Origin of the sequence: Pseudomonas sp. 22515 (assembly GCF_052044625.1) — a bacterium.
Taxonomy (GTDB): Bacteria; Pseudomonadota; Gammaproteobacteria; order Pseudomonadales; family Pseudomonadaceae; genus Aquipseudomonas; species Aquipseudomonas alloputida.
This window is the reverse complement of sequence record NZ_JBQENN010000011.1, coordinates 96,729-119,167: the sequence shown is the minus strand read 5'-3', so window position 1 is coordinate 119,167 and position 22,439 is coordinate 96,729. Positions and strand designations below refer to the sequence as shown.

The 22,439-nt window shown below is 62.2% G+C and carries 18 protein-coding genes; 13 read left to right on the top strand and 5 right to left on the bottom strand.

What is annotated here, in order from left to right; translation table 11 throughout:
• Positions 1–350: 350 nt before the first annotated feature.
• The 5 genes from moaE to ACTJJN_RS12645 form a co-directional block, all read right to left on the bottom strand.
• Positions 351–797 (bottom strand): molybdopterin synthase catalytic subunit MoaE, encoded by a 447-nt coding sequence (moaE, locus tag ACTJJN_RS12665; protein ID WP_221100817.1) that lies wholly within the window; start codon positions 795–797, stop codon positions 351–353.
• 2 nt (positions 798–799) lie between these two features.
• Entirely contained in the window at positions 800–1,045 is a 246-nt protein-coding gene (gene moaD, locus ACTJJN_RS12660; protein ID WP_003251777.1) for a molybdopterin converting factor subunit 1, read from the bottom strand.
• The gene (gene moaC / locus ACTJJN_RS12655) at positions 1,045–1,515 is read right to left on the bottom strand and encodes a cyclic pyranopterin monophosphate synthase MoaC (protein ID WP_003251775.1); all 471 of its coding nucleotides are present in this window, start codon (positions 1,513–1,515) and stop codon (positions 1,045–1,047) included. Before moaC ends, moaD begins: the two co-directional genes overlap by 1 nt.
• 195 nt (positions 1,516–1,710) lie before the next feature.
• The gene (locus tag ACTJJN_RS12650) at positions 1,711–3,105 is read right to left on the bottom strand and encodes a PhoH family protein (protein WP_003251772.1); all 1,395 of its coding nucleotides are present in this window, start codon (positions 3,103–3,105) and stop codon (positions 1,711–1,713) included.
• Between the two features lie 281 nt (positions 3,106–3,386).
• Positions 3,387–4,514: a polysaccharide deacetylase family protein gene (locus ACTJJN_RS12645; protein WP_014754400.1), complete on the bottom strand. Its 1,128-nt coding sequence runs from the start codon at positions 4,512–4,514 to the stop codon at positions 3,387–3,389.
• A gap of 137 nt (positions 4,515–4,651) precedes the next feature.
• Here ACTJJN_RS12645 and yaaA point away from each other — a divergent pair, with 137 nt between their 5' ends.
• The 13 genes from yaaA to ACTJJN_RS12580 all read left to right on the top strand — a co-directional run bounded on the left by yaaA (position 4,652) and on the right by ACTJJN_RS12580 (position 22,412).
• Entirely contained in the window at positions 4,652–5,431 is a 780-nt protein-coding gene (gene yaaA, locus ACTJJN_RS12640; RefSeq protein ID WP_324736943.1) for a peroxide stress protein YaaA, read from the top strand.
• A gap of 843 nt (positions 5,432–6,274) precedes the next feature.
• On the top strand, positions 6,275–7,591 hold the full coding sequence (locus ACTJJN_RS12635) for a nucleotide sugar dehydrogenase (RefSeq protein ID WP_004577139.1): 1,317 nt from the start codon (positions 6,275–6,277) through the stop codon (positions 7,589–7,591).
• An 86-nt stretch (positions 7,592–7,677) separates the two neighbouring features.
• The gene (locus ACTJJN_RS12630) at positions 7,678–9,159 is read left to right on the top strand and encodes a glycosyltransferase family 2 protein (RefSeq protein WP_003251762.1); all 1,482 of its coding nucleotides are present in this window, start codon (positions 7,678–7,680) and stop codon (positions 9,157–9,159) included.
• A 37-nt stretch (positions 9,160–9,196) separates the two neighbouring features.
• Positions 9,197–10,363: a PilZ domain-containing protein gene (locus ACTJJN_RS12625; protein WP_440781303.1), complete on the top strand. Its 1,167-nt coding sequence runs from the start codon at positions 9,197–9,199 to the stop codon at positions 10,361–10,363.
• 10 nt (positions 10,364–10,373) lie between these two features.
• On the top strand, positions 10,374–11,807 hold the full coding sequence (gene algK / locus ACTJJN_RS12620) for an alginate biosynthesis TPR repeat lipoprotein AlgK (RefSeq protein ID WP_440781302.1): 1,434 nt from the start codon (positions 10,374–10,376) through the stop codon (positions 11,805–11,807).
• Positions 11,804–13,282, top strand: a complete 1,479-nt coding sequence (locus ACTJJN_RS12615) for an alginate export family protein (RefSeq protein WP_003251756.1) — start codon at positions 11,804–11,806, stop codon at positions 13,280–13,282. The genes algK and ACTJJN_RS12615 overlap by 4 nt, the downstream gene beginning before the upstream one ends.
• 22 nt (positions 13,283–13,304) lie before the next feature.
• Entirely contained in the window at positions 13,305–14,864 is a 1,560-nt protein-coding gene (gene algG / locus ACTJJN_RS12610; RefSeq protein WP_135199071.1) for a mannuronan 5-epimerase AlgG, read from the top strand.
• 13 nt (positions 14,865–14,877) lie between these two features.
• Entirely contained in the window at positions 14,878–16,317 is a 1,440-nt protein-coding gene (locus tag ACTJJN_RS12605; RefSeq protein ID WP_012053674.1) for an alginate O-acetyltransferase, read from the top strand.
• Between the two features lie 8 nt (positions 16,318–16,325).
• Positions 16,326–17,429 (top strand): mannuronate-specific alginate lyase, encoded by a 1,104-nt coding sequence (locus ACTJJN_RS12600; RefSeq protein WP_440781301.1) that lies wholly within the window; start codon positions 16,326–16,328, stop codon positions 17,427–17,429.
• Between the two features lie 198 nt (positions 17,430–17,627).
• A complete protein-coding gene (locus ACTJJN_RS12595) occupies positions 17,628–19,085 on the top strand; it encodes an MBOAT family O-acyltransferase (protein WP_047604385.1) in 1,458 nt (485 codons plus the stop codon).
• A gap of 11 nt (positions 19,086–19,096) precedes the next feature.
• Positions 19,097–20,254, top strand: a complete 1,158-nt coding sequence (locus ACTJJN_RS12590) for an alginate O-acetyltransferase (protein WP_003251747.1) — start codon at positions 19,097–19,099, stop codon at positions 20,252–20,254.
• Between the two features lie 20 nt (positions 20,255–20,274).
• On the top strand, positions 20,275–20,922 hold the full coding sequence (locus ACTJJN_RS12585) for an alginate O-acetyltransferase AlgF (protein WP_003251744.1): 648 nt from the start codon (positions 20,275–20,277) through the stop codon (positions 20,920–20,922).
• Positions 20,923–20,957: 35 nt separating this feature from the next.
• Positions 20,958–22,412, top strand: coding sequence for a mannose-1-phosphate guanylyltransferase/mannose-6-phosphate isomerase (locus ACTJJN_RS12580; protein ID WP_003251742.1), 1,455 nt, complete (start codon positions 20,958–20,960; stop codon positions 22,410–22,412).
• Positions 22,413–22,439: the final 27 nt, after the last annotated feature.

Genomic DNA, 22,439 nt, shown 5'->3' with positions numbered 1-22,439 from the left:
CCGCTCCCACACGGCGCCAGCTTTCAGGAATTGAGCAAGACAGTTGCTCCCACAAAGGATCAGCGGCGCCTTGATTACCAGCGGCCCGCCGCATCCTGGTCACTCTGCTTCCCCTCTACCCATCCAGTGGTGTGTCAATCAGCTTTGCTGGTGAAGATGACTCGTATCATCACTGACCTTCAGCGGGCTACACGCGATCAATCTGTGGGAGCGGCCTTGTGTCGCGATTGGGCCGCGCAGCGGCCCCGGGATTTCGGCTTTGATGCGGAGATTGTCGGGGGGAGATTGGCCAGCAGGGCCGGCCCTTTCGCGGGTAAACCCGCTCCTACAGGCGACCGGTGGCGCCTTGATTACCAGCGCCCCGCCGCATCCTGGTCACTCTGCTTCCCCTCCACCCACTTTGGCCCTTCCTGGGTATTCTCCTTCTTCCAGAACGGCGCCCGGGTCTTCAGGTAGTCCATGATGAAGTTGCAGGCATCGAACGCCGCCTGCCGATGGGCACTGGCCACCCCCACGAACACAATCGGTTCGCCCGGTTCCAGCGCACCGATGCGGTGCAGCACCTCCACTTTCAAGAGCGGCCAACGCTGCTCGGCCTCGACCACGATCTTCGCCAAGGCCTTTTCGGTCATGCCCGGATAGTGTTCGAGGAGCATCCCCGCCACTTCGCGGCCATCGTTGAAATCCCGCACATAGCCGACAAAACCGACCACCGCGCCCACGCCCACATTGGCTGCATGCATGGCATTGGTCTCAGCCCCCGGGTCGAACGCGCCTTCCTGCACTCGTACAGCCATGTTCAGCCTCCGGTCACCGGTGGGAAGAACGCCACTTCATCGCCCTCTTCCAGCGGTTCATCGAGCTTGCACAGCTCTTCGTTGCGTGCGCACATCAGGTTCTGCTCGGCCAGCACTTCATACTGCCCGCCCTTGGCAACCAAGGCCTGGCGCACATCATCGAGCACCTTGAACGCACCCTCCACCCGCTCGGCATCCACGCCCAACAGTTCGCGGTAACGGGCGAAGTACATCACCTTGACCTTCATCACGCCTCCACCTTGTAATGGCCACTCTTGCCACCGAGTTTTTCCAGCAGGCGCACCTGCTCGATGACCATACCTTTATCCACAGCCTTGCACATGTCATAGATCGTCAGCGCGGCCACGCTGGCGGCGGTCAGCGCCTCCATCTCCACACCGGTCTGCCCGGCCAGCTTGCAGCGGGCGACGATGCGCACGGCATCCTGCCCCTCGGCGCTGAGCTCGACCTTGACGCTGGTGAGCATCAGCGGGTGGCACAACGGGATCAGGTCGCTGGTTTTTTTCGCCGCCTGTATCCCGGCAATGCGCGCCACGGCGAACACGTCACCCTTGGGGTGTTCACCGTCGACGATCATCTGCAAGGTCTGCGGCAACATGCGCACCCGCGCCTCGGCGGTAGCCTCGCGCTCGGTCACGGCCTTTTCAGTGACGTCGACCATGTTGGCCCGCCCCTGGGAATCAAGATGTGTCAGCACTGCTCTGCTCCTGTAAAGGGATTTCGCAGTGTAAACCTGTGGGTCAGGTTTGAGCAGAGGTATGTGTCGGCAGGTTTGGCCTCTTCGCGGGCACGCCCACTCCCACAGGAGCTCCACGGCCTCGAATCAAGTGGAGATCCTGTGAACGGGCGTGTCCACGAAGAGGCCGGGCAGTAATCTGCCCGGCTCCAGGGTTTACAAATGCGACTCGGCGTACTCGGCCAGCACCGAGCGAGGCACGCCCTGCAGGGTGATGTGCACGCCGTGGGGGAAGTCCTTGAAGCGCTCGGTCAGGTAGGTCAGGCCCGAGCTGGTCGCGGACAGGTAGGGGGTGTCGATCTGCGCCAGGTTGCCCAGGCAGACCACCTTGGACCCGGAGCCGGCACGGGTGATGATGGTTTTCATCTGGTGCGGCGTCAGGTTCTGGCACTCGTCAATCAGGATCAGGCTCTGCTGGAAGCTGCGGCCACGGATGTAGTTCAGCGACTTGAACTGCAGCGGCACGCGCTCAAGGATGTATTCGACGCTGCCATGGGTGCTTTCGTCATCCATGTGCAAAGCTTCGAGGTTGTCAGTGATGGCGCCCAGCCACGGCTCCATCTTCTCTGCTTCGGTACCCGGCAGGAAGCCAATCTCTTGGTCCAGCCCCTGCACGCTGCGGGTGGCGATGATGCGCCGGTAGCGCTTGCTGACCATGGTCTGCTCGATGGCCGCAGCCAGTGCCAGGATGGTTTTACCGGAGCCGGCGGCGCCGGTCAGGTTCACCAGGTGGATATCCGGGTCCAGCAGGGCAAACAGCGCCAGGCTTTGGTGAATGTCGCGTGGTTTCAGGCCCCAGGCTTCCTGGTGCAGCAGCGGCTCCTGGTGCAGGTCGAGCAGCAGCAGTTCGTCGTCACGAATGCCCTTGATCCACCCGACGAAGCCCTGCTCATCGATGATGAACTCATTGACGTGCACGGCTGGCAGGTTGTCGATCATCTGCACCCGATGCCAGGTGCGGCCGCGCTCCTGGCGGGTATCGACCTTGCTCACGCGGTCCCAGAACGAGCCGGTGACCGAATGGTAGCCCTTGGACAGCAAGGACACGTCATCGACCAGTTGGTCGGTGCTGTAGTCCTCAGCCGCTATACCGCAAGCGCGCGCCTTCAGGCGCATGTTGATGTCTTTGGTGACCAGCACGACGTCCAGGTCGGTGCGCCGGGCCCGGACTTCGAGCAACTGGTTGATGATGATGTTGTCGTTGAGGTTTTCCGGCAGCAGCTTGTTCGGCTCGTTGCGCGGGGTCATCAGGATGGACAGGAACCCCTTGGGGCCGCTCTTGTTGCGCTGGATCGGTACGCCCTGCTCGACATCGCTGGGCGAAGCGTCACCGAGGGTCTGGTCTATCAGGCGGATGGCTTGCCGGCATTCGGCGGCGATGCTCTGTTTGCCGGTCTTGAGCTTGTCGAGTTCCTCCAGCACCGTCATCGGGATGGCGACATGGTGCTCCTCGAAGTTCAGTAACGCGTTAGGGTCGTGAATCAGGACGTTGGTATCGAGCACATACAGGATTGGCTTGCTGGAGGAAGGGTTGCGTCCTTGGTCATCCATACTCGGTCACCTTATGTCGAAGCCACACGGCGTGGTCTGTTACGCCGCAGAGTGACTGCCGCTGTCCCCGTATCCGCGTTGTTACGGGCGGGAAGCGAACCTGGCTAGGTGGGCCTGGATGACGCCACCTGTGCTGCAGGAATCGGCTGTCTGGTTTCTTCATACCGCAAAAACCATGACCGAAAAAAGCACTTTTACGCATTTTTGAAGTTTATTTTTCCGATTGACGAAGAGGCCTTGGCGCCAGCGTCAGAGGGGACTACGCTCAGAAGTCATACCCTCTATTCGCGGTATCCATATTCCCGGCAATCCTCCCAGCCGATGCCGCTTTGCGCGGTATTGCGCAGCAACCATTCCACCGCCGGCTGCGCCTTGGGAAGGCTGTCATGAAACTGGATCACGCCCTTGCGCCACAACAGCATCAGGGTCAATACGCGCTGTGCGGACGCCTCTGCGCTCAATGCACCGTCATCCTGGGCATCGATGTCCCACAACGATACCCGCAACTGCTGGCGGGCCATGAACCCCTCGCCGTCAGCCCGGCGCTGGCCATAAGGAGGGCGGAACAGCGGTACATACTGCTCGGGCAGATCAGCCTGCACCCGCGCCTGGCTGCGCCGCAGCGAATCCTGCCAGTCGGTCCACTGCGCATGGGAGCGGTATTCCCACCCCTGGATACCCACGCACTGCCCGCCATAGAGCTGGCGCAAGGCATTTGCCGCCGCGCCATCACGGCGTTGCTGCAAGCGGTTACCGAGCGTGAAGAACGTGCCTTCGAGCTTTTGCCGGCGCAGGTAATCGGTGAGTAGATCCGTACTGCCCCCCTCGGGCCCGGGCCCGCCGACAAAGGTCAGCAGGAACATGCGGTCGTTCAATTCGTCACCCTTGCGCTCACGCGAAGACAACCGCTCGATTTCGCTGCTGGTCTGCGGCAGCAACGCCGCCTTGCGCAGTTGCTCGTCCAGGTAGCGGACATGGAACTGGTGGCTCGGTTCGATCCAGCCGGTATAGAACGCACCGACATCGGCAGCGAACGTCGCCGCTTGTGTACGCAACTCCGCCATGGACGTAACCGGGTAGCAGAATGATGCATCCTGCTCACAACTGCGCTGCGCCTGTTGATAACCCTCCCACAACCGCTGCCACATGCGCGCCCGAACCTGGCGCACCTTCTGCAGGTTGATCTGCCGCAGCCCCAGCCGGGCCGCCAGGCTTGCGTCATCCAGCAACTCGCTTTCGTGCAGCACTTGGGCGAACGATAGGATTTCTGCCCGAGAAGCCACGTCGAACAGCGCCGGGCTGTCCAGCTGTTCGGGCCACAGGCTGCGGTCCAGGCTGACCTGAGGTGAAGGGGCGGCTTGCACGGCCAGGCTCAGCAGGCCGGCCAGCAAGGCAGAAGCAATGCGCACAGTGGAAGGCTCCGCAACGGCAAAACGCGAACTATAGCGCCTGCGCCGACCATGGGCTGTGACTATCGTCGCCATAGTTTGGACTTGTACCGCCCACCCCGTAGAATCCTCGGCCAACGATGCCAGGAGCCGACCCGATGCTGACGGTGATTTCCCCCGCCAAGACCCTCGACTACGACACCCCGCCAGTGACCGAGCGTTTCACCCTGCCCCAGTACCTGGATGAATCCCAGGCCCTGATCCAGCAACTGCGCGAACTGTCGCCGGCGCAGATCAGCGAGCTGATGCACCTGTCCGACAAGCTCGCCGGCCTGAATGCGGCGCGCTTTGGCAGCTGGACCCCAGACTTCACCCCGGCCAATGCCAAGCAGGCGTTGCTGGCGTTCAAGGGTGACGTGTACACCGGCCTCAATGCCGAGAGCCTGAGTGACGACGACTTCAGCTACGCTCAGGACCACCTGCGCATGCTCTCGGGCCTATATGGCCTGCTGCGCCCGCTCGATCTGATGCAGCCCTACCGCCTGGAGATGGGCACCAAACTGGCCAACGCCCGCGGCAAGGACCTGTACGCCTTCTGGGGCACGCGCATCAGCGAATGGCTGAACCAGGCCCTGGCCGACCAAGGCGATGACGTGCTGTTGAACCTGGCCAGTAACGAGTATTTCAGTGCAGTGAAACGCAGTGCATTAAAGGCCCGGGTGATCAACGTCGACTTCAAGGACCAGAAAAACGGCCAGTACAAGATCATCAGCTTCTACGCCAAGAAAGCCCGCGGCATGATGAGCCGCTTCGTCATCCAGCAGCGCATCAGCACCCCGGATCAGCTCAAGCAGTTTGATGCTCAGGGGTACTACTACAGTGCCGAGCAGTCCAAGCCGGACCATTTGGTGTTCCTGCGCGATCACCCCTCGGAGTGACCCTGTAACACCCCCTTCACGGCCAAACCCGCTCTTACAGGTAATGCGCTACCCGTAGGAGCGGGTTCACCCGCGAAGGGGCCAGCAGCCCACACCCCCTCTCCGCCCTGCAACAGGGCACGCTGCAAACCGCCATAACGCCATTAATCCGACGCCAAAAATCCAGCACACCCACCTTTATCGCCAAACGACATAAGACCGTTCATACCTTTTTTGACGAATTCTGAAAAAATTTTTCAGATGCTGGCATAAAAATATCTCGCAACAGTTACGCCCTTGATACACGGGGGCGAAACACCCGCGTGCTATCAATTTGAAACTGTCCGCAACTGAATAAATATTTAGAAATCTTTCATTCGAGCGAAACCGGCTCCGGAACTTCTACCAAAGCCAATCGCTCATAGTGCCGTAACGATTGTCCTGCCTACGGGCTGTGAGAGATGACTTACAGATGACAACGGCGGGTATCCACTGCCCGCCATAAGAAATTCGACAGGTATCACGGAACCCTCCGAAGACCTTGTCCATGCAGGAGAGACGCGTCCCTTACAAATCGTCCTAGTGGTTGATTTCAAAGGATTTATTCACTTGAAAAAACAAGCACAGCAACGCGCCAAGTAGCGCATTGCAATAAAGACGGCTGCATTTCAGGGCACGTTTTTTAATGAATGGCTATTGAGTGCCAACTTTGAGCGCATAACTTTTTGCGTTCCGGATTTATTTTGCCTGCGCTCGGCGAAGTGTGCATTCGCCATGGATCCGTGCGCCCGAAAACTGTTGTTAATCAACCCAGCCCGGCTCTCTGCGGAGGCGTCGGCGTGATAAACACATGAGGTGATAGCGATGCGTATCAGCATCTTTGGTTTGGGTTATGTGGGTGCAGTCTGTGCAGGCTGCCTGACGGCGCGTGGCCATGAAGTGATCGGTGTGGACGTGTCCAGCACCAAGATCGACCTGATCAACCAGGGCAAGTCGCCCATCGTCGAACCTGGCCTGGAAGCACTGCTGCAACAGGGCATCGCCAATGGCCGCCTGCGCGGCACTACCGACTTCGCCGAAGCCATCCGTGCCAGCGATGTGTCGATGATCTGCGTGGGCACCCCCAGCAAGAAAAACGGCGACCTGGGCCTGGAGTACATCGAGTCCGTGTGCCGCGAAATCGGCTACGTGCTGCGTGACACCACCCGCCGTCACACCATCGTGGTGCGCAGCACCGTGCTGCCTGGCACCGTCAAGAACGTGGTCATCCCGATCCTGGAAGATTGCTCGGGCAAGAAGGCCGGTGTCGACTTCGGTGTGGCGGTCAACCCGGAATTCCTGCGTGAAAGCACCGCCATCAAGGACTACGACCAGCCACCGATGACGGTCATCGGCGAACTGGACAGCGCCAGCGGTGACATCCTCCAGGCCCTGTACGAAGAACTCGACGCCCCGGTCATCCGCAAGCCGATCGAAGTGGCCGAGATGATCAAGTACACCTGCAACGTATGGCACGCCACCAAGGTCACCTTCGCCAACGAAATCGGCAACATCGCCAAGGCGGTGGGCGTCGATGGCCGCGAGGTGATGGACGTGGTCTGCCAGGACAAGGTCCTCAACCTGTCCCAGTACTACATGCGCCCAGGTTTTGCCTTCGGCGGCTCTTGCCTGCCCAAGGACGTACGCGCCCTCACCTACCGCGCCGCCAGCCTCGATGTCCGTGCACCGCTGCTCGACTCGCTGATGCGCAGCAACGAATCTCAGGTGCAGAACGCCTTCGAGCTGATCGAAGCCCACGACAAGCGCAAGGTCGCCCTGCTGGGCCTGAGCTTCAAGGCCGGCACCGACGACCTGCGCGAAAGCCCGCTGGTGGAACTGGCCGAGCGCCTGATCGGCAAGGGCTACCAGCTGGACATCTACGACGAGAACGTCCAGTACGCCCGTGTTCACGGCGCCAACAAGGACTACATCGAGTCGAAGATCCCACACGTGTCGTCGCTGCTCAACGCCAACTTGCAGCAGGTGATCGACAACGCCGACATCATCGTCCTCGGCAACCGTGACGAGCAGTTCCGTGCGCTGGCCCTGCAAGCGCCAGCCGGCAAGCAGGTGATCGACCTGGTCGGCTTCATGAACAAACCGACCAGCACTACCGCCCGTACCGAAGGCATCTGCTGGTAAGTGCCCGGCCGGGCAGCGAAGAGGCACTCGACAAGAGCCGCCTCCTCGCTGCCCACCCTTTCCCGAATTCTCGACGGATGCTGAACATGCAAAGGCTCCAGACAGTGCTGTTGCAGTGCGCCGGGTGGCTGCTCTACATGAGCCTGCTCATGCTGATCGCCCTGGCCCTGCCAGCTGATATCTTCGACTCGCAGTCGAAGCACTTCATCTTCCTGGTCGGCGCAGTCGGCATCTGGCGCTACTCCATGGGCGCCACCCATTTCATCCGCGGCATGATCTTCCTCTACGGCGTGTACCCGTATCTGCGCCGCAAGGTGCAGAAAATGGGTAACGCCACCGACCCGTCGCATGTCTACCTGATGGTCACCAGCTTCCGTATCGAAGCGCTGACCACCGCTCAGGTGTACAGCTCGGTGATCCGCGAGGCGATCAACTGCGGCTTCCCCACCACCGTGGTCTGCTCGCTGGTGGAAATGTCCGATGAACTGCTGGTGAAGAGCCTGTGGGCCAAGTACAACCCGCCGGCCCACGTGAAGCTGGACATCGTGCGTATCGCCGGTACCGGCAAGCGCGATGGCCTGGCCTACGGCTTCCGCGCCATCTCGCGCATGCTGCCGGACGAGAACGCCGTGGTGGCGGTAATCGACGGTGACACCGTGCTGGCCGACGGCGTGGTGCGCAAGACCGTGCCGTGGTTCAAGCTGTTCCCCAATGTGGGCGGCCTGACCACCAATGAATTCTGCGAAGTGCGTGGCGGCTACATCATGAGCGAGTGGCACAAGCTGCGCTTCGCCCAGCGCCACATCAACATGTGCTCGATGGCCCTGTCCAAGCGCGTGCTTACCATGACCGGGCGCATGTCGATGTTCCGCGCCAGTGTGGTGACCAACCCCGAGTTCATCGCCGACGTCGAAAGCGACTCGCTGATGCACTGGCGCCTGGGCCGCTTCAAGTTCCTTACCGGGGACGACAAGTCCAGCTGGTTCAGCCTGATGCGCCTGGGCTACGACACCTTCTACGTGCCGGACGCCGCCATCAACACGGTCGAGCATCCGCCGGAAAAAAGCTTCCTCAAGGCCAGCCGCAAGCTGATGTACCGCTGGTACGGCAACAACCTGCGGCAGAACTCACGGGCACTGGGCCTTGGCCTGCGTCGCCTGGGGCTGTTCACCAGCATCGTGTTGTTCGACCAGCGCGTGTCGATGTGGACCAGCCTGCTGGGCCTGACCGTGGCGGTGATCGCCAGCCTCAAGTTCGGCATGGCCTTCTTGCTGGTGTACCTGCTGTGGATCGGCATTACGCGCCTGATCCTCACCATCATGCTGCTGTGCTCAGGCCACAACGTAGGCCCAGCCTACCCGTTGATTCTCTATTACAACCAGATCATCGGCGCGCTGATGAAGATCTACGTGTTCTTCCGCCTCGACAAGCAGTCGTGGACGCGTCAGCCCACTGCCCTCAAGCGTGACCTCGCCAGCTTTCAACAATGGTTCAACACCTGGTCCTCGCGGACCATGACCTTCTCGGCTGCCAGCATCTTCGTTGCTGTGCTGTTCATGGTCGTGTGAGCCCAACCCGGATCGGATCTAACAGGAACAAACCACCATGAATACCGCCGTGAACGTCAATGTCGTGCATGAGTCCGAAGCCCAGCGCCAACACGCCCGGGTACGCATTCCCGCCAAGCTGCGGTTCCTGGACGCCCAGCGCCAGGTCCACGAAGTCAAGGTCGAAGACCTTTCTGCCGGCGGCCTGAGCTTCCACACCAAGCAACCGCAGTCGGTGGGCGATGTGCTGCGCGGGCGCCTGCAGTTCGTGGTCGACAACCTGGGCCTGTCGATGGACATCGAGTTCCAGGTGCGCTCGTACAACCCGGACAATGGCCGTATCGGTGCGCAGTTCCAGAACCTTGAACCTCGCGACATCGCCACGTTGCGGCACATCATCACCAGCCACCTGTCGGGTGAGCTGATCAGCATCGGCGACGTACTCAGCACCCTGCAACGTGACAACTTCACCAAGGCGCGCAAGCAGAAGGACGGTGGGTCGGGCCTGAGCGCCTTCGGCCGTTTCAAGGCAGTCACCGTCACACTGGGCGTGTTCGTGGTCGGCATTGCGGCCTTCGGCTTCGTCGCCAAATCGTTGTATGGCATGTATTTCGTCAGCCACGCCGAAGCCGGTGTGGTCGCAGTGCCCACCACCAACGTCACCATGCCGCGCGACGGTACCGTAAGCAGCCTGGTCGAAAGCGGTGGGCAGATCGCCAAGGGCGCGCCACTGGCCAGCTTCACCACCAGCATGCTGGACATGCTCAAGGGCAACCTTGAAGACGCACAGCTGGAGCCGGCGAAGATCGAGGAGCTGTTCGGCAAGCAGCTGTCCGGCACCCTCACCAGCCCCTGCGATTGCGTGGTCGCGCGCCAGTTGGTGGACGACGGCCAGTACGCAGCCAAGGGCCAGCCGATCTTCCAGCTGATCCCACGCACCACCAACCCGATGGTCGAGGCGCGCTTCAGCTACCGCCAGTTCGACGAGGTCAAGCCGGGTACCCGGGTCAACTTCCAGGTGGCCGGCGAAGACGAAGTGCGCACCGGCCAGATCGTCAGCAGCGCCAGCCTCAACAGCGAAGACCTGTCCTCCGACATCCGCGTGCAGATCAAGCCAGACAGCGGCCTGCCCGCCGAACTGGCCGGCCGCCCGGCCTCGGTCAACAGCGACCGTGGCCCCTCGCTGAACTGGCTGATCGACAAAGCCGTGGCCCGTGGCCTGTGAGGGACGGACAATGATCTCTGATACCTACAAGGTCCGCGTGAACCTGGGATTGTGTGCACTGGCCGCCGCCATCACCCTGGCCGGCTGTGCCGGCCTGCCCGACCAGCGCCTGGCCAACGAGGCCATGAAGCGCGGTGACACGGCATTGGCCGAGCGCAACTACAAGGCGCTGGCCGACCTGGGCTACAGCGAAGCGCAAGTCGGCCTTGCGGACATCAAGGTGGCCACCCGCGACCCCTCGCAAATCAAGGAAGCCGAAGCCACCTATCGCGCTGCAGCCGCCACGTCGCCACGCGCCCAGGCGCGCCTTGGCCGCCTGCTGGTGGCCAAGCCGGACAGCACCCAGGCCGAGCGCGAAGAAGCAGAGACCCTGCTCAAGCAAGCGGCCAGTCAAGGCGAAAGCAACACCTTGATCCCACTGGCGATGCTCTACCTCAGCTACCCGCAGAGCTTCCCCAAGGTCAACGCGCAGCAGCAGATCGACCAGTGGCGCGCCGCCGGCAACCCGGAAGCGGGCCTGGCCCAGGTGCTGCTGTACCGCACCCAGGGCACCTATGACCAGCACCTGGGCGAAGTGGAAAAGATCTGCAAGGCGGCGCTCAACAGCACCGACATCTGCTACGTCGAACTGGCCACCGTGTACCAGAAACGCGGCCAGGCCGACCAGCAAGCCGCCCTGCTCGGCCAGCTGAAGGCCGCCTACGCCCGTGGCGCAGTGCCGGCCACCCGTGTTGACAGCGTGGCCCGCGTGCTGGCCGACCGTAGCCTTGGCCAGACCGACGAAAAAACCGCCAAGGACCTGCTCGAGCAAGTAGCCCCGGCCAACCCGGCGTCCTGGGTCAGCCTGGCACAGCTGGTATACGACTTCCCCGAACTGGGCGACACCGACCAGTTGATGGCCTACATCGACAAAGGCCGCGAAGCTGAACAGCCACGCGCCGAACTGCTGCTGGGCCGTCTGTACTACGAAGGCAAAACCCTGCCAGCCGACGCTCAAAAAGCCGAGCAGCACCTGCAAGCCGCTGCCGAAGCCGGTGAGATCAGCGCCCATTACTACCTGGGCCAGCTTTACCGCCGCGGCTACCTGGGCAATGTCGAGCCGCAGAAAGCCGTCGACCACCTGCTGGCCGCCGCCCGTGGCGGGCAGAACAGCGCCGACTATGCCTTGGCTCAGCTGTTCAGCGAGGGCCACGGCATCCGCCCGCAACCGGGCAACGCCTGGGTGTTCGCCCAGCTGTCGCAGGCCAACCCGACGCCGCAATCAGCCGAACTGCTGCTGCAGCTCGACCAGCAACTGACACCTGATCAGCGCAACCAGGCCCAGCAACTGCTGGACCAGGAAAAGCGTGCACGCGGCAGCCTGGCGCAGGGCGCGAATAGCACCCTGGCCCTCGAAGCCCTGCAAGACGACGAAAAAGAAGTAGACGGTGAGGACTCGCTATGACGCTCAATCCCTTCGTGAAAGCCGGCATCGGCCTGAGCTTCGCCCTGCTGTGGTCCTGCCCGACCCTGGCGGAAATGACCGCTGAAAAAAACTTCGGCCTGGACGTGAAAATCACCGGCCAGTCGGAAGACGACCGTGACCTGGGCACCCGCTCTGGCGGCGACGTCAACGGCCTGGGCCTGGATCTGCGCCCGTGGGTGTACGGCGAGCGCGGTAACTGGAGTGCCTACGCCATGGGCCAGGCAGTCGCTGCGACCGACACCATCGAAACCGACACCTTGCGCCAGAACGACGACGGCACCAGCACCGACACCGGCGACGACAGCCGTCAACCAGACAAAAGCTACCTGGCCATGCGCGAGTTCTGGGTCGGCTACAGCGGCCTTACCGCCTACCCAGGCGAGCAACTGCGCTTCGGTCGCCAGCGCCTGCGCAGCGACGATGGCATGTGGCGCGATACCAACATCGAAGCGCTGAACTGGACCTTCGACACCACGCTGCTCAAGGCCGACCTGGGCGTCGCCCAGCGTTTCAGCGAATACCGCACCGATCTCACCGAACTGGCGCCGGAAGACAAGGACCGCACCCACATCTACGGCAACGTCGCCACACAGTGGACCCCTGGCCACTGGGTTGGCCTGCGCGCTCACCACACACATGACAGCGGCAGCCTGAAGAACCCCGGCGAAACGGTCGACGCGCTGGACAAGACCCGCACTGGCGACCTTACCTGGCTGGGCCTGGAGGCCAACAGCGACGCCTACAACTGGCGCAACGACCACACCGTGAATTACTGGGGCAGCGTCACCTGGCTGACCGGTGACCGCGACAAGCTGAGCACCCAGCAGGTGGGTGACGACCAGGTCGCCACCGGCAAGCAGAGCGGTGACGTCAACGCCTGGGCAACCGACCTCGGTATCCGCCTGCGTCTGGACCCGCAATGGCAGGTCGGCGCCGCGTACGCCCGCGGTAGCGGCGGCGGCGGCGATGACGGTTCGAACAACTTCGAGCAGACCGGCCTGGAGAGCAACCGCTCCAACTTCACCGGCACCCGCTCGCGTGTGCACCGCTTCGGCGAAGCGTTCCGCGGCGAGCTGGGCAACCTGCAGGCCGCCACCCTGTTCGCTTCGTGGCAGCTGCGTGACGACTATGACGCGAGCCTGATCTACCACAAATTCTGGCGGGTCGATGGCAACCAGAACATCGGTTCCAGTGGCATCAACGCGGTGGTCAACGACAACGGCGTGAATCGCCCGCTGGTCGATGGCGAAAAAGACCTCGGCCAGGAAATGGACGTGGTCGTGACCAAGTACTTCAAGCAAGGCCTGCTGCCGGCTTCGATGAGCCAGGCCATCGACGAGCCGTCAGCCCTGGTGCGCCTGCGTGCCGGTGTATTCAAGCCGGGCGACGCCTACGGCAAGGAAGCGGACTCGTACATGCACCGCGCCTTCGTCGACGTCATCTGGCGCTTCTGAGGCCGGTAGGGGACTGACCGTGATGAACCTTCACCCGCACTTACGTCACAGCCTGTTGGCCAGTGCCTTGCTGCTGGCAAGCGGCCTGGCCACTGCCGCAGAGCCCCAGGTGATCGCCAAGGAGCTGCAGCAGGCCAAGACCTATACGGTGGCCAGCGCACCGATCGAGCCGCTGCAGATGGACCCGCCAAAGCTGCCCGACCTCACCGGTTTCACGGCCGAGGCGGTGCAGAAGAAAATCGACCGCCGCCACAAGGGCAAGGTCAGCCTGCGCCGTATGTTCCAGGAGGACACCCTCAAGGAGTTCGTCGGCGGCGACAACAAAGCCGCCGAGTGGGTGCAGCGCCAGCACGGCATCCCGCAGGCGATCTTCGTCGATGACGGCCATGTCGACCTGACCGAGTTGAGCAAGAAGGTACCCAAACAGTACTTCAGCGAAGTCGAGCCTGGGGTTTACCTGGCACGCCTGCCGATCGTGGTCGGGCAAAAGGGCATCCTCGAGATCGACGGCAAGGTCAAACAGCTGCGCCTGTCCCAGGAGGGCGGCGCTTTTCTGGTCAATGACGGCAAGCTGTTCGTAACCGACACCCAGGTGACCGGCTGGCGGGAAAAGGACAACGGCCCTTCGACCTTCCGCTCGCCCAAGGAATTCCGCCCGTTCCTGCTGTCGTGGGGCGGTACCGAGACCTACATCGTCAATACGAAGATGGCCAGCTTCGGCTACGCCAAGTCCAAGTCGTATGGCGTGAGCATCTCGCAGTACACGCCGAACATGGCCAAGCGCATGGGCCGCCCGGAGCCCACCGGCTGGATCATCGGTTCGGAGTTCAGCGACATGTGGTACGGCTTCTACTGCTACGAAACCCAGGACTTCGTGATCAAGGACAGCACCTACCGCGACAACATCGTCTACGGCATTGACCCGCACGACCGTTCGCATCGCCTGATCATCGCCGGCAACACGGTGTACGGCACCAAGAAGAAGCACGGCATCATCGTTTCGCGTGAGGTCAACGACAGCTGGATCATCAACAACAAGAGCTACGACAACAAGCTCTCGGGCGTGGTGATCGACCGTAACAGCGTCAACAACCTGGTGGCCTACAACGAGATCTACCGCAACCACACCGACGGCATCACCCTGTACGAAAGCGGCGACAACCTGATCTGGGGCAACAAGCTGGTCAACAACCGCCGCCACGGCATCCGCGTGCGTAACAGCGTGAACATCCGCCTGTACGAAAACGTCGCCATGGCCAACGGCCTGGTCGGCGTATACGGCCACATCAAGGACCTGTCCGACACCGACCGCGACATCGCCCTCGACCCGTTCGACACCAAGGTGTCGCTGATCGTGGTGGGTGGCGAGCTGTCGGCCAACGGCTCCGGCCCGCTGTCGATCGACTCGCCGCTGTCGGTCGAGCTGTACAAGGTGTCCATGCTCGCCCCACGCAAGGCCAGCGGCATCAGCCTCAATGGTGTGCTGGGTGAGCGCCAGGACGAAATCCTCGACCTGCTGGTACGCCAGCAGAAGGCTGTGCTGATCGACCCGGTCGAACGCCAGACCGAAATGATCGATTAAGGAAGCCCAGACCATGACTCCACACCTGATGAAACTGCTGGGCCTGTCCGCCGCCCTTCTGGCAATCAGCCAGGGCGTGCGCGCCGAAGACGTCAAGGCCCCGACCTTCAACGCCGAGCCCTGCTGCCAGTTGTGCCCTGAAGCGCACGATGCCAGCCGCTACACCACCCGCTATCAGCAAAACTTCACCACGCTGGTGCAGGCCCAGGGCGACTGGCTGTTCCGCACCCGCGAAGACCTGCGCACCGAGTTCAACACCACCCCAGCCGGCTACAAACGCCTGCAGCAAGTACACGACGCGTTCAAGAAACGTGGCGTGGAACTGGTGGTGGTGTACCAGCCGACCCGCGGCCTGGTGAACCGCAACATGCTCAACCCGGCCGAAAAAGCCGCGTTCGACTACCAGAAGGCCCTGGGCAACTACCAGGCCATGCTCAAGCGCTTCGCCAGCATGGGCTACAACGTGCCCGACCTGTCACCGCTGACCAACGAGCAACTGGCCGCCGCTGACCAGGGCAAGGACTTCTACTTCCGTGGCGACCAGCACTGGACGCCGTACGGGGCCGAGCGCGCGGCGAAGATCGTGGCCGACACCGTGCACAAGATGCCGGCCTTCGAAGGCATCCCACGCAAGGAATTCGAGACGAAGAAGTCCGGGCGCATGGGCAAGACCGGCACCCTGCACAACGTTGCCGGCCAACTGTGCGGCACCAGCTACGCCGTCCAGTACATGGACCAGTTCGCCACCGAGCCGAAAGGCTCGAGCGGTGGCGACGACCTGTTCGGTGACAGCGGCAATGCGCAGATCACCCTGGTCGGTACCAGCCACAGTGGCAAGAACTACAACTTCTCGGGCTTCCTCGAGCAATACATCGGCGCCGACGTGCTCAACGTCGCCTTCCCAGGCGGCGGCCTGGAAGGGTCGATGATCCAGTACCTGGGCAGCGAGGAATTCCAGAAGAACCCGCCGAAGATCCTGATCTGGGAATTCTCCCCGCTGTACCGCCTGGACCAGGAAACCATCTGGCGGCAAATCCTTGGCCTGCTCGACGACGGCTGCGACGACCGCCCAGCCCTGATGAGCGCCAGCACCACCCTCAAGCCTGGCAAGAACGAGCTGATGGTCAACGGCAAGGGTGGCGTGATCAAAGACTTGATCAACCGCAACCTGCAGATGGACGTCAAGTTCGAAGACCCCTCGGTGAAGGTGTTGCAGGCCACCCTCTGGTACCTCAACGGCCGCCATGAGGACATCAAGCTGGAAAAACCGGAAACCTCCGACACCGACGGCCGCTTCGTCTTCCAGATGCGCGAAGACGAGGACTGGGCCAGCCAGAGCCTGCTGGCGTTCGAGGTACAGGGGCCGGAAAGCGGCACCCAGAAGGTCGAAGCCAAACTCTGCAAACGCAACAACTTCGCCGTGCCTGCGCAGACCGCGCAGGCTGGCCAGTGAGGCGACCCATGACCATTTTCAAGCGAATCTCCAGCCCCGCCCTGCTCGCGTTGGCCTTGTTTGGCGGTGCTGCGCACGCCGCGCTGGTACCGCCGCAGGGTTACTACCAGGGGATCGAAAAGCTCAAGACCGGTGAGGGTAACTTCCGCTGCGAAGCGACGCCCAAGCCATACACCGGCCCGCTGCAGTTTCGCAGCAAGTACGAAGGCTCGGACAAGGCACGGGCAACGCTCAACGCAGCCTCGGAAAAGGCCTTCCGCACGTCGACCGAAGACATCACCACGCTGGAGAAAGGCGTGAGCAAGATGGTCGGCCAGTACATGCGCGACGGCCGCCCGGCGCAACTCGACTGCACCCTGACGTGGCTGGGTAGCTGGGCACGCGCCGGTGCATTGCTGTCCACCGACTACAACCATACCGGCAAGTCGATGCGCAAATGGGCGCTGGGCAGCATGAGCGGTTCATGGTTGCGGCTGAAATTCTCCAACTCGCAACCGCTGGCGGCACACCAGGCCGAGGCCGACCTGATCGAAAACTGGCTCAGCCGCCTGGCCGAGCAGACTGTGCGTGACTGGAGCGACCTGCCGCTGGAGAAGATCAACAACCACAGCTACTGGGCGGCCTGGTCAGTCATGGCTACCGCCGTCGCCACCGACCGTCGCGACCTGTTCGACTGGGCCGTGAAGGAATACAAGGTGGGCGCCAACCAGGTGGATGACCAAGGCTTCCTGCCCAACGAAATCAAGCGCAAGCAGCGCGCGCTGGCCTATCACAACTACGCCTTGCCGCCGCTGGCGATGATTGCCAGCTTCGCCCAGGCCAATGGCGTTGACCTGCGCGCCGAGAACAACTTCGCCTTGCAGCGCCTGGGTGAAGGCGTGCTGGCCGGCGCCCGCGATCCCAGCCACTTCAAGGCACGTGCGGGCAAGAAACAGGACATGACCGACCTCAAGGTCGACAGCAAGTACTCCTGGCTCGAGCCCTGGTGTGCGCTGTACCACTGCGTCGGCGACACGCTTGAGCGCAAGCACGACATGCAGCCGTTCAACAGCTTCCGGCTGGGGGGCGATGTGACCCGGGTCTACGACCCGAGTGCAGAGAGCAAGAAATGAATTGACCCCCATTGCGGGGGCGGAACCTGTGGGAGCGGGCATGCCCGCGAAGAAGCCACCGCGGTGCAAGGCAAGGGCTTCGCCCTTGTTCGCGGGCTTGCCCGCTCCCACAGGAATCTAAGTTGCCTTCCAGTCTTGCACTGGGGGGTTTGGGGGGCGCTTTGCCCTGGATGCTGTGAACAAATTAGGAGAACCGGGATGGTCTTCTCGTCCAACGTGTTCCTGTTCCTGTTCTTGCCGATCTTCCTCGGCCTGTACTACTTGAGCGGGCAACGTTATCGCAACCTGCTGCTGCTGGTCGCCAGCTACATCTTCTACGCCTGGTGGCGGGTGGACTTCCTGGCACTGTTCGCCGGCGTCACCCTGTGGAACTACTGGATCGGCCTGAAAGTCGGTGCCGCCGGTGTGCGCACCAAGCCGGCGCAGCGCTGGCTGCTGCTCGGCGTGGGTGTCGACCTGGCGATCCTCGGCTACTTCAAGTACGCCAACTTCGGCGTCGACAGCCTGAACGCGATCATGACGTCGTTTGGCCTGGAGCCATTCATTCTCACCCACGTGCTGCTGCCGATCGGTATCTCGTTCTACATCTTCGAGTCAATCAGCTACATCATCGACGTATACCGCGGTGACACCCCAGCTACCCGCAACCTGATCGACTTCGCAGCGTTCGTGGCGATTTTCCCGCACCTGATCGCAGGCCCTGTGCTGCGCTTCAAGGACCTGGTCGACCAGTTCAACAACCGCACCCACACGCTGGACAAGTTCTCCGAAGGCTGCACCCGCTTCATGCAGGGCTTCATCAAGAAAGTGTTCATCGCCGACACCCTGGCCGTGGTCGCCGACCACTGCTTCGCCCTGCAAAACCCCACCACGGGCGATGCCTGGCTCGGCGCCCTGGCCTACACCGCACAGCTGTACTTCGACTTCAGCGGCTACAGCGACATGGCCATCGGCCTGGGCCTGATGATGGGCTTCCGCTTCATGGAAAACTTCAAGCAGCCCTATATCAGCCAGTCGATCACCGAGTTCTGGCGGCGCTGGCATATCAGCCTGTCGACCTGGCTGCGCGACTACCTGTACATCACCTTGGGCGGTAACCGTAAAGGCACCTTCAATACCTACCGCAACCTGTTCCTGACCATGCTGCTGGGCGGCCTGTGGCACGGTGCAAACTTCACCTACATCATCTGGGGCGCCTGGCACGGCATGTGGCTGGCCATCGAGCGCGCGCTGGGCCTCGACACCAACCCGCAGCGCTTCAACCCGGTGAAGTGGGCCTTCACCTTCCTGCTGGTGGTGGTCGGCTGGGTGATCTTCCGCGCCGAAAACCTGCAGGTGGCCGCCCGTATGTACGGCGCCATGTTCAGCTTCGGCGACTGGCAGCTGTCGGAGCTCAACCGCGCCCAGCTCACCGGTCTGCAGGTGGCCACGCTGGTCATCGCCTACCTCACCCTGGCGTTCTTCGGCCTGCGCGACTTCTACCGCAATGCCAGACCGACGCCCAAGGTGGCCCCGGTGCAGGTCAACGCGGACGGCTCGATCGGCCTGGACTGGACCCGGGTGATGACCCGCGCACTGATCCTGCTGCTGTTCGTCGCCTCGATCCTCAAGCTTTCGGCGCAAAGCTACTCGCCGTTCCTTTACTTCCAGTTCTGAGGTTGATGACCATGACCCGGACATTACGCATCACCTACTCCCTGTCGTTCCTCGGCCTGCTGGTCGGCATGGGCGCCTGGTCCACCGGTGGCCTGCAGAGTTTCCAGCGCACCGAGCAGATGACCCTGCTCAACGGCAAGCTGGCCAAGGCCGCCGAGACCCACTACGACGCCGAGTTCCCGATCAAGCGCCTGGGCACCAACTTGTGGGCGGCCATGGACTTCAAACTGTTCAACGAAGGCCGCCCAGGTGTGGTACTGGGCCGCGACCAGTGGTTGTTCAGCGACGAAGAATTCAAGCCCACCGCCGGTGCCGAGCAATTGATGCAGGAAAACCTGGCACTGATCCGTGGCGTACGCGACACCCTGCAGCAACACGGTAGCCAGCTGGTGCTGGCGATCGTGCCGGCCAAGGCACGGGTCTACGCCGAGTACCTGGGCAAAGAGCGGCCTGCCAGCCTGCATGACGACCTGTACAACCAGTTCCATGCCCAGGCACGCCAGGCCAACGTGTTCGCACCGGACCTGATGGCACCGATGGAGCAGGCCAAGGCCCGCGGCCAGGTATTCCTGCGTACCGATACCCACTGGACGCCTATGGGTGCCGAAGTGGCGGCGCAGGCGCTGGCCGAAGCGGTCAGCCGCCAGAGCCTGCTCAATGGCGACCCACAAGCCTTCATCACCGAAGCGGGCAACACCGCCCCCTACAAGGGCGACCTGACCAACTTCCTGCCACTGGACCCCTTGTTCAGCAACCTGCTGCCGGCCCCGGACAACCTGCAGAAACGCACCACCCGGCCGGTCGATGCCGAGGGTGACGCCGGCGACGCGTTGTTCGCCGACAAGCAGATCCCGGTTGCACTGGTAGGCACCAGCTACAGCGCCAACCCGCACTGGAACTTCCTCGGCGCGCTGCAGCAGGCCCTGCGCAGTGACGTCGCCAACTACGCCGAAGACGGCCATGGCCCGCTGCTGCCGATGCTCAAGTACCTGCAAAGCGATGCCTTTAAAAACGCCGCACCACAAGTGGTGGTGTGGGAATTCCCCGAACGTTATCTGCCAATGAAAAACGACCTCAGCAGCTTCGATCCGCAGTGGATCGCGCAGCTGAAAAACTCCCGTAAATCCGAAGAAAACCTGGCCTTGTCGTCCACCCGGACAGACCACTGACTGATAGAGAGGAAACGCACATGACTACCAAGACTTCCATTGCCAAAGCCCTCACCCTCGCGGCCGGCCTTTCCCTTGCTTCGATGCAGGCCTTCGCCGGTGCCGACGCCGCACTGTATGGCCCAAGTGCGCCGAAAGGCTCGACCTTCGTACGCCTGTACAACGCGACCAGCGCACCCGCCGCCGCGTCGGTCGGCAACACCCAGATCAAACAGGTTGGCGCACAGGCCAGCAGCGATTTCAGCTTCCTGCCAGGCGGCGACTACACCGCCCAGGTCGGCGGCAAGAGCGTGCCGGTCAAGCTGGCCTCGGACAAGTACTACACCCTGGTCAACAGCAACAGCGGCAGCCCGAAGCTGATCGAAGAACCACCGTTCAAGAACAAGCAGAAAGCCCTGGTGCGCGTGCAGAACCTGAGCGACCAGCAACTGACCCTGAAAACCGCCGACGGCAAGACCGAAGTGGTCAAGCCGGTGGCCGCCAACGGCCGTGGCGAACGCGAAATCAACCCGGTCAAGGTCAACCTGGCGCTGTACCAAGGAGACAAGAAAGTGGGTGACGTGAAACCCGTCGCCCTGGAGCGCGGCGAAGCCGCAGTGCTGTACGTAACGGGTTCCGGCAACGCCTTGTCGCCGGTGTGGGTAACTCGCCCCGTGGCTAGCAACTGATTCCCCTGCCTCTCAACGACTATTGGAGAAACATGATGATCCCGGTAATTCTTTCTGGTGGTAGCGGTTCCCGTCTTTGGCCTCTGTCGCGCAAGCAGTTCCCCAAACAGTTCCTGGCCCTGACCGGTGAACATACACTGTTCCAGCAAACCATCGAGCGCCTGGTATTCGAGGGCATGGACACCCCGATCGTGGTCTGTAACAAGGACCACAAGTTCATCGTCCAGGAGCAACTGGCCGCACTGAAGCTGGAAACCCAGGGCATCCTCATGGAACCGTTCGGCCGCAACACCGCGCCGGCCGTGGCCATGGCTGCCATGAAGCTGGTCAACGAAGGCCGCGACGAGCTGATGCTGGTGCTGCCTGCCGATCATGTGATCGATGACCAGAAAGCCCTGCAACGTGCCTTGGCCTTGGCCACCGTGGCCGCCGAGCGTGGCGAGATGGTGCTGTTCGGCGTGCCGGCGACCAAGCCGGAAACCGGCTACGGCTACATCCGTTCCAGCCAGGATGCGCTGCTGCCCGAGGGCGTGGCGCGGGTTGCGCAGTTCGTCGAGAAGCCCGACGAAAAACGCGCGGCCGAGTTCGTCCAGGCCGGTGGTTACTTCTGGAACAGCGGTATGTTCCTGTTCCGCGCCAGCCGCTTCCTCGAAGAGCTGAAAAAGCACGACGGCGACATCTACGATACCTGCGTACTGGCCCTGGAGCGCAGCCAGGAAGACGGCGATGTGCTGAGCATCGACGAAGCCACCTTTGCCTGCTGCCCGGACAACTCCATTGACTATGCGGTGATGGAGAAAACCCAGCGTGCCTGCGTGGTGCCGATGTCGGCCGGCTGGAGCGATGTAGGCTGCTGGTCGTCGCTGTGGGAAGTGCACGAGAAAGACGACAACGGCAACGTCACCAAGGGCGACGTGGTGGTTCAAGACAGCCGCAACTGCATGATCCACGGCAACGGCAAACTGGTGTCGGTGATCGGCCTGGAGAACATCGTGGTGGTCGAGACCAAGGATGCCATGATGATTGCCCACAAGGACAAGGTCCAGGGCGTCAAGCAGATGGTCAAGACCCTCGACGAACAGGGCCGCACGGAAACCCAGAACCACCTGGAAGTGTATCGCCCGTGGGGCTCGTACGACTCGGTGGACATGGGCGGCCGCTTCCAGGTCAAGCACATCACCGTCAAGCCGGGCGCCAGCCTGTCGCTGCAGATGCACCATCACCGCGCCGAGCACTGGATCGTGGTATCCGGTACCGCCGAGGTGACCTGCGACGAGAACGTGTTCTTGCTGACCGAAAACCAGTCGACCTATATCCCCATCGCTTCGGTGCACCGTTTGCGCAACCCGGGCAAGATCCCGCTGGAGATCATCGAAGTGCAGTCCGGCAGCTACCTGGGCGAGGATGACATCGAGCGCTTCGAGGATGTGTATGGGCGCACGTCCACACCCATCGAGCGCGGCGTTTCGGTGAAGACCATCGCGCAGTAAATGCTGACTCGCCCCTGGGCTGACCAG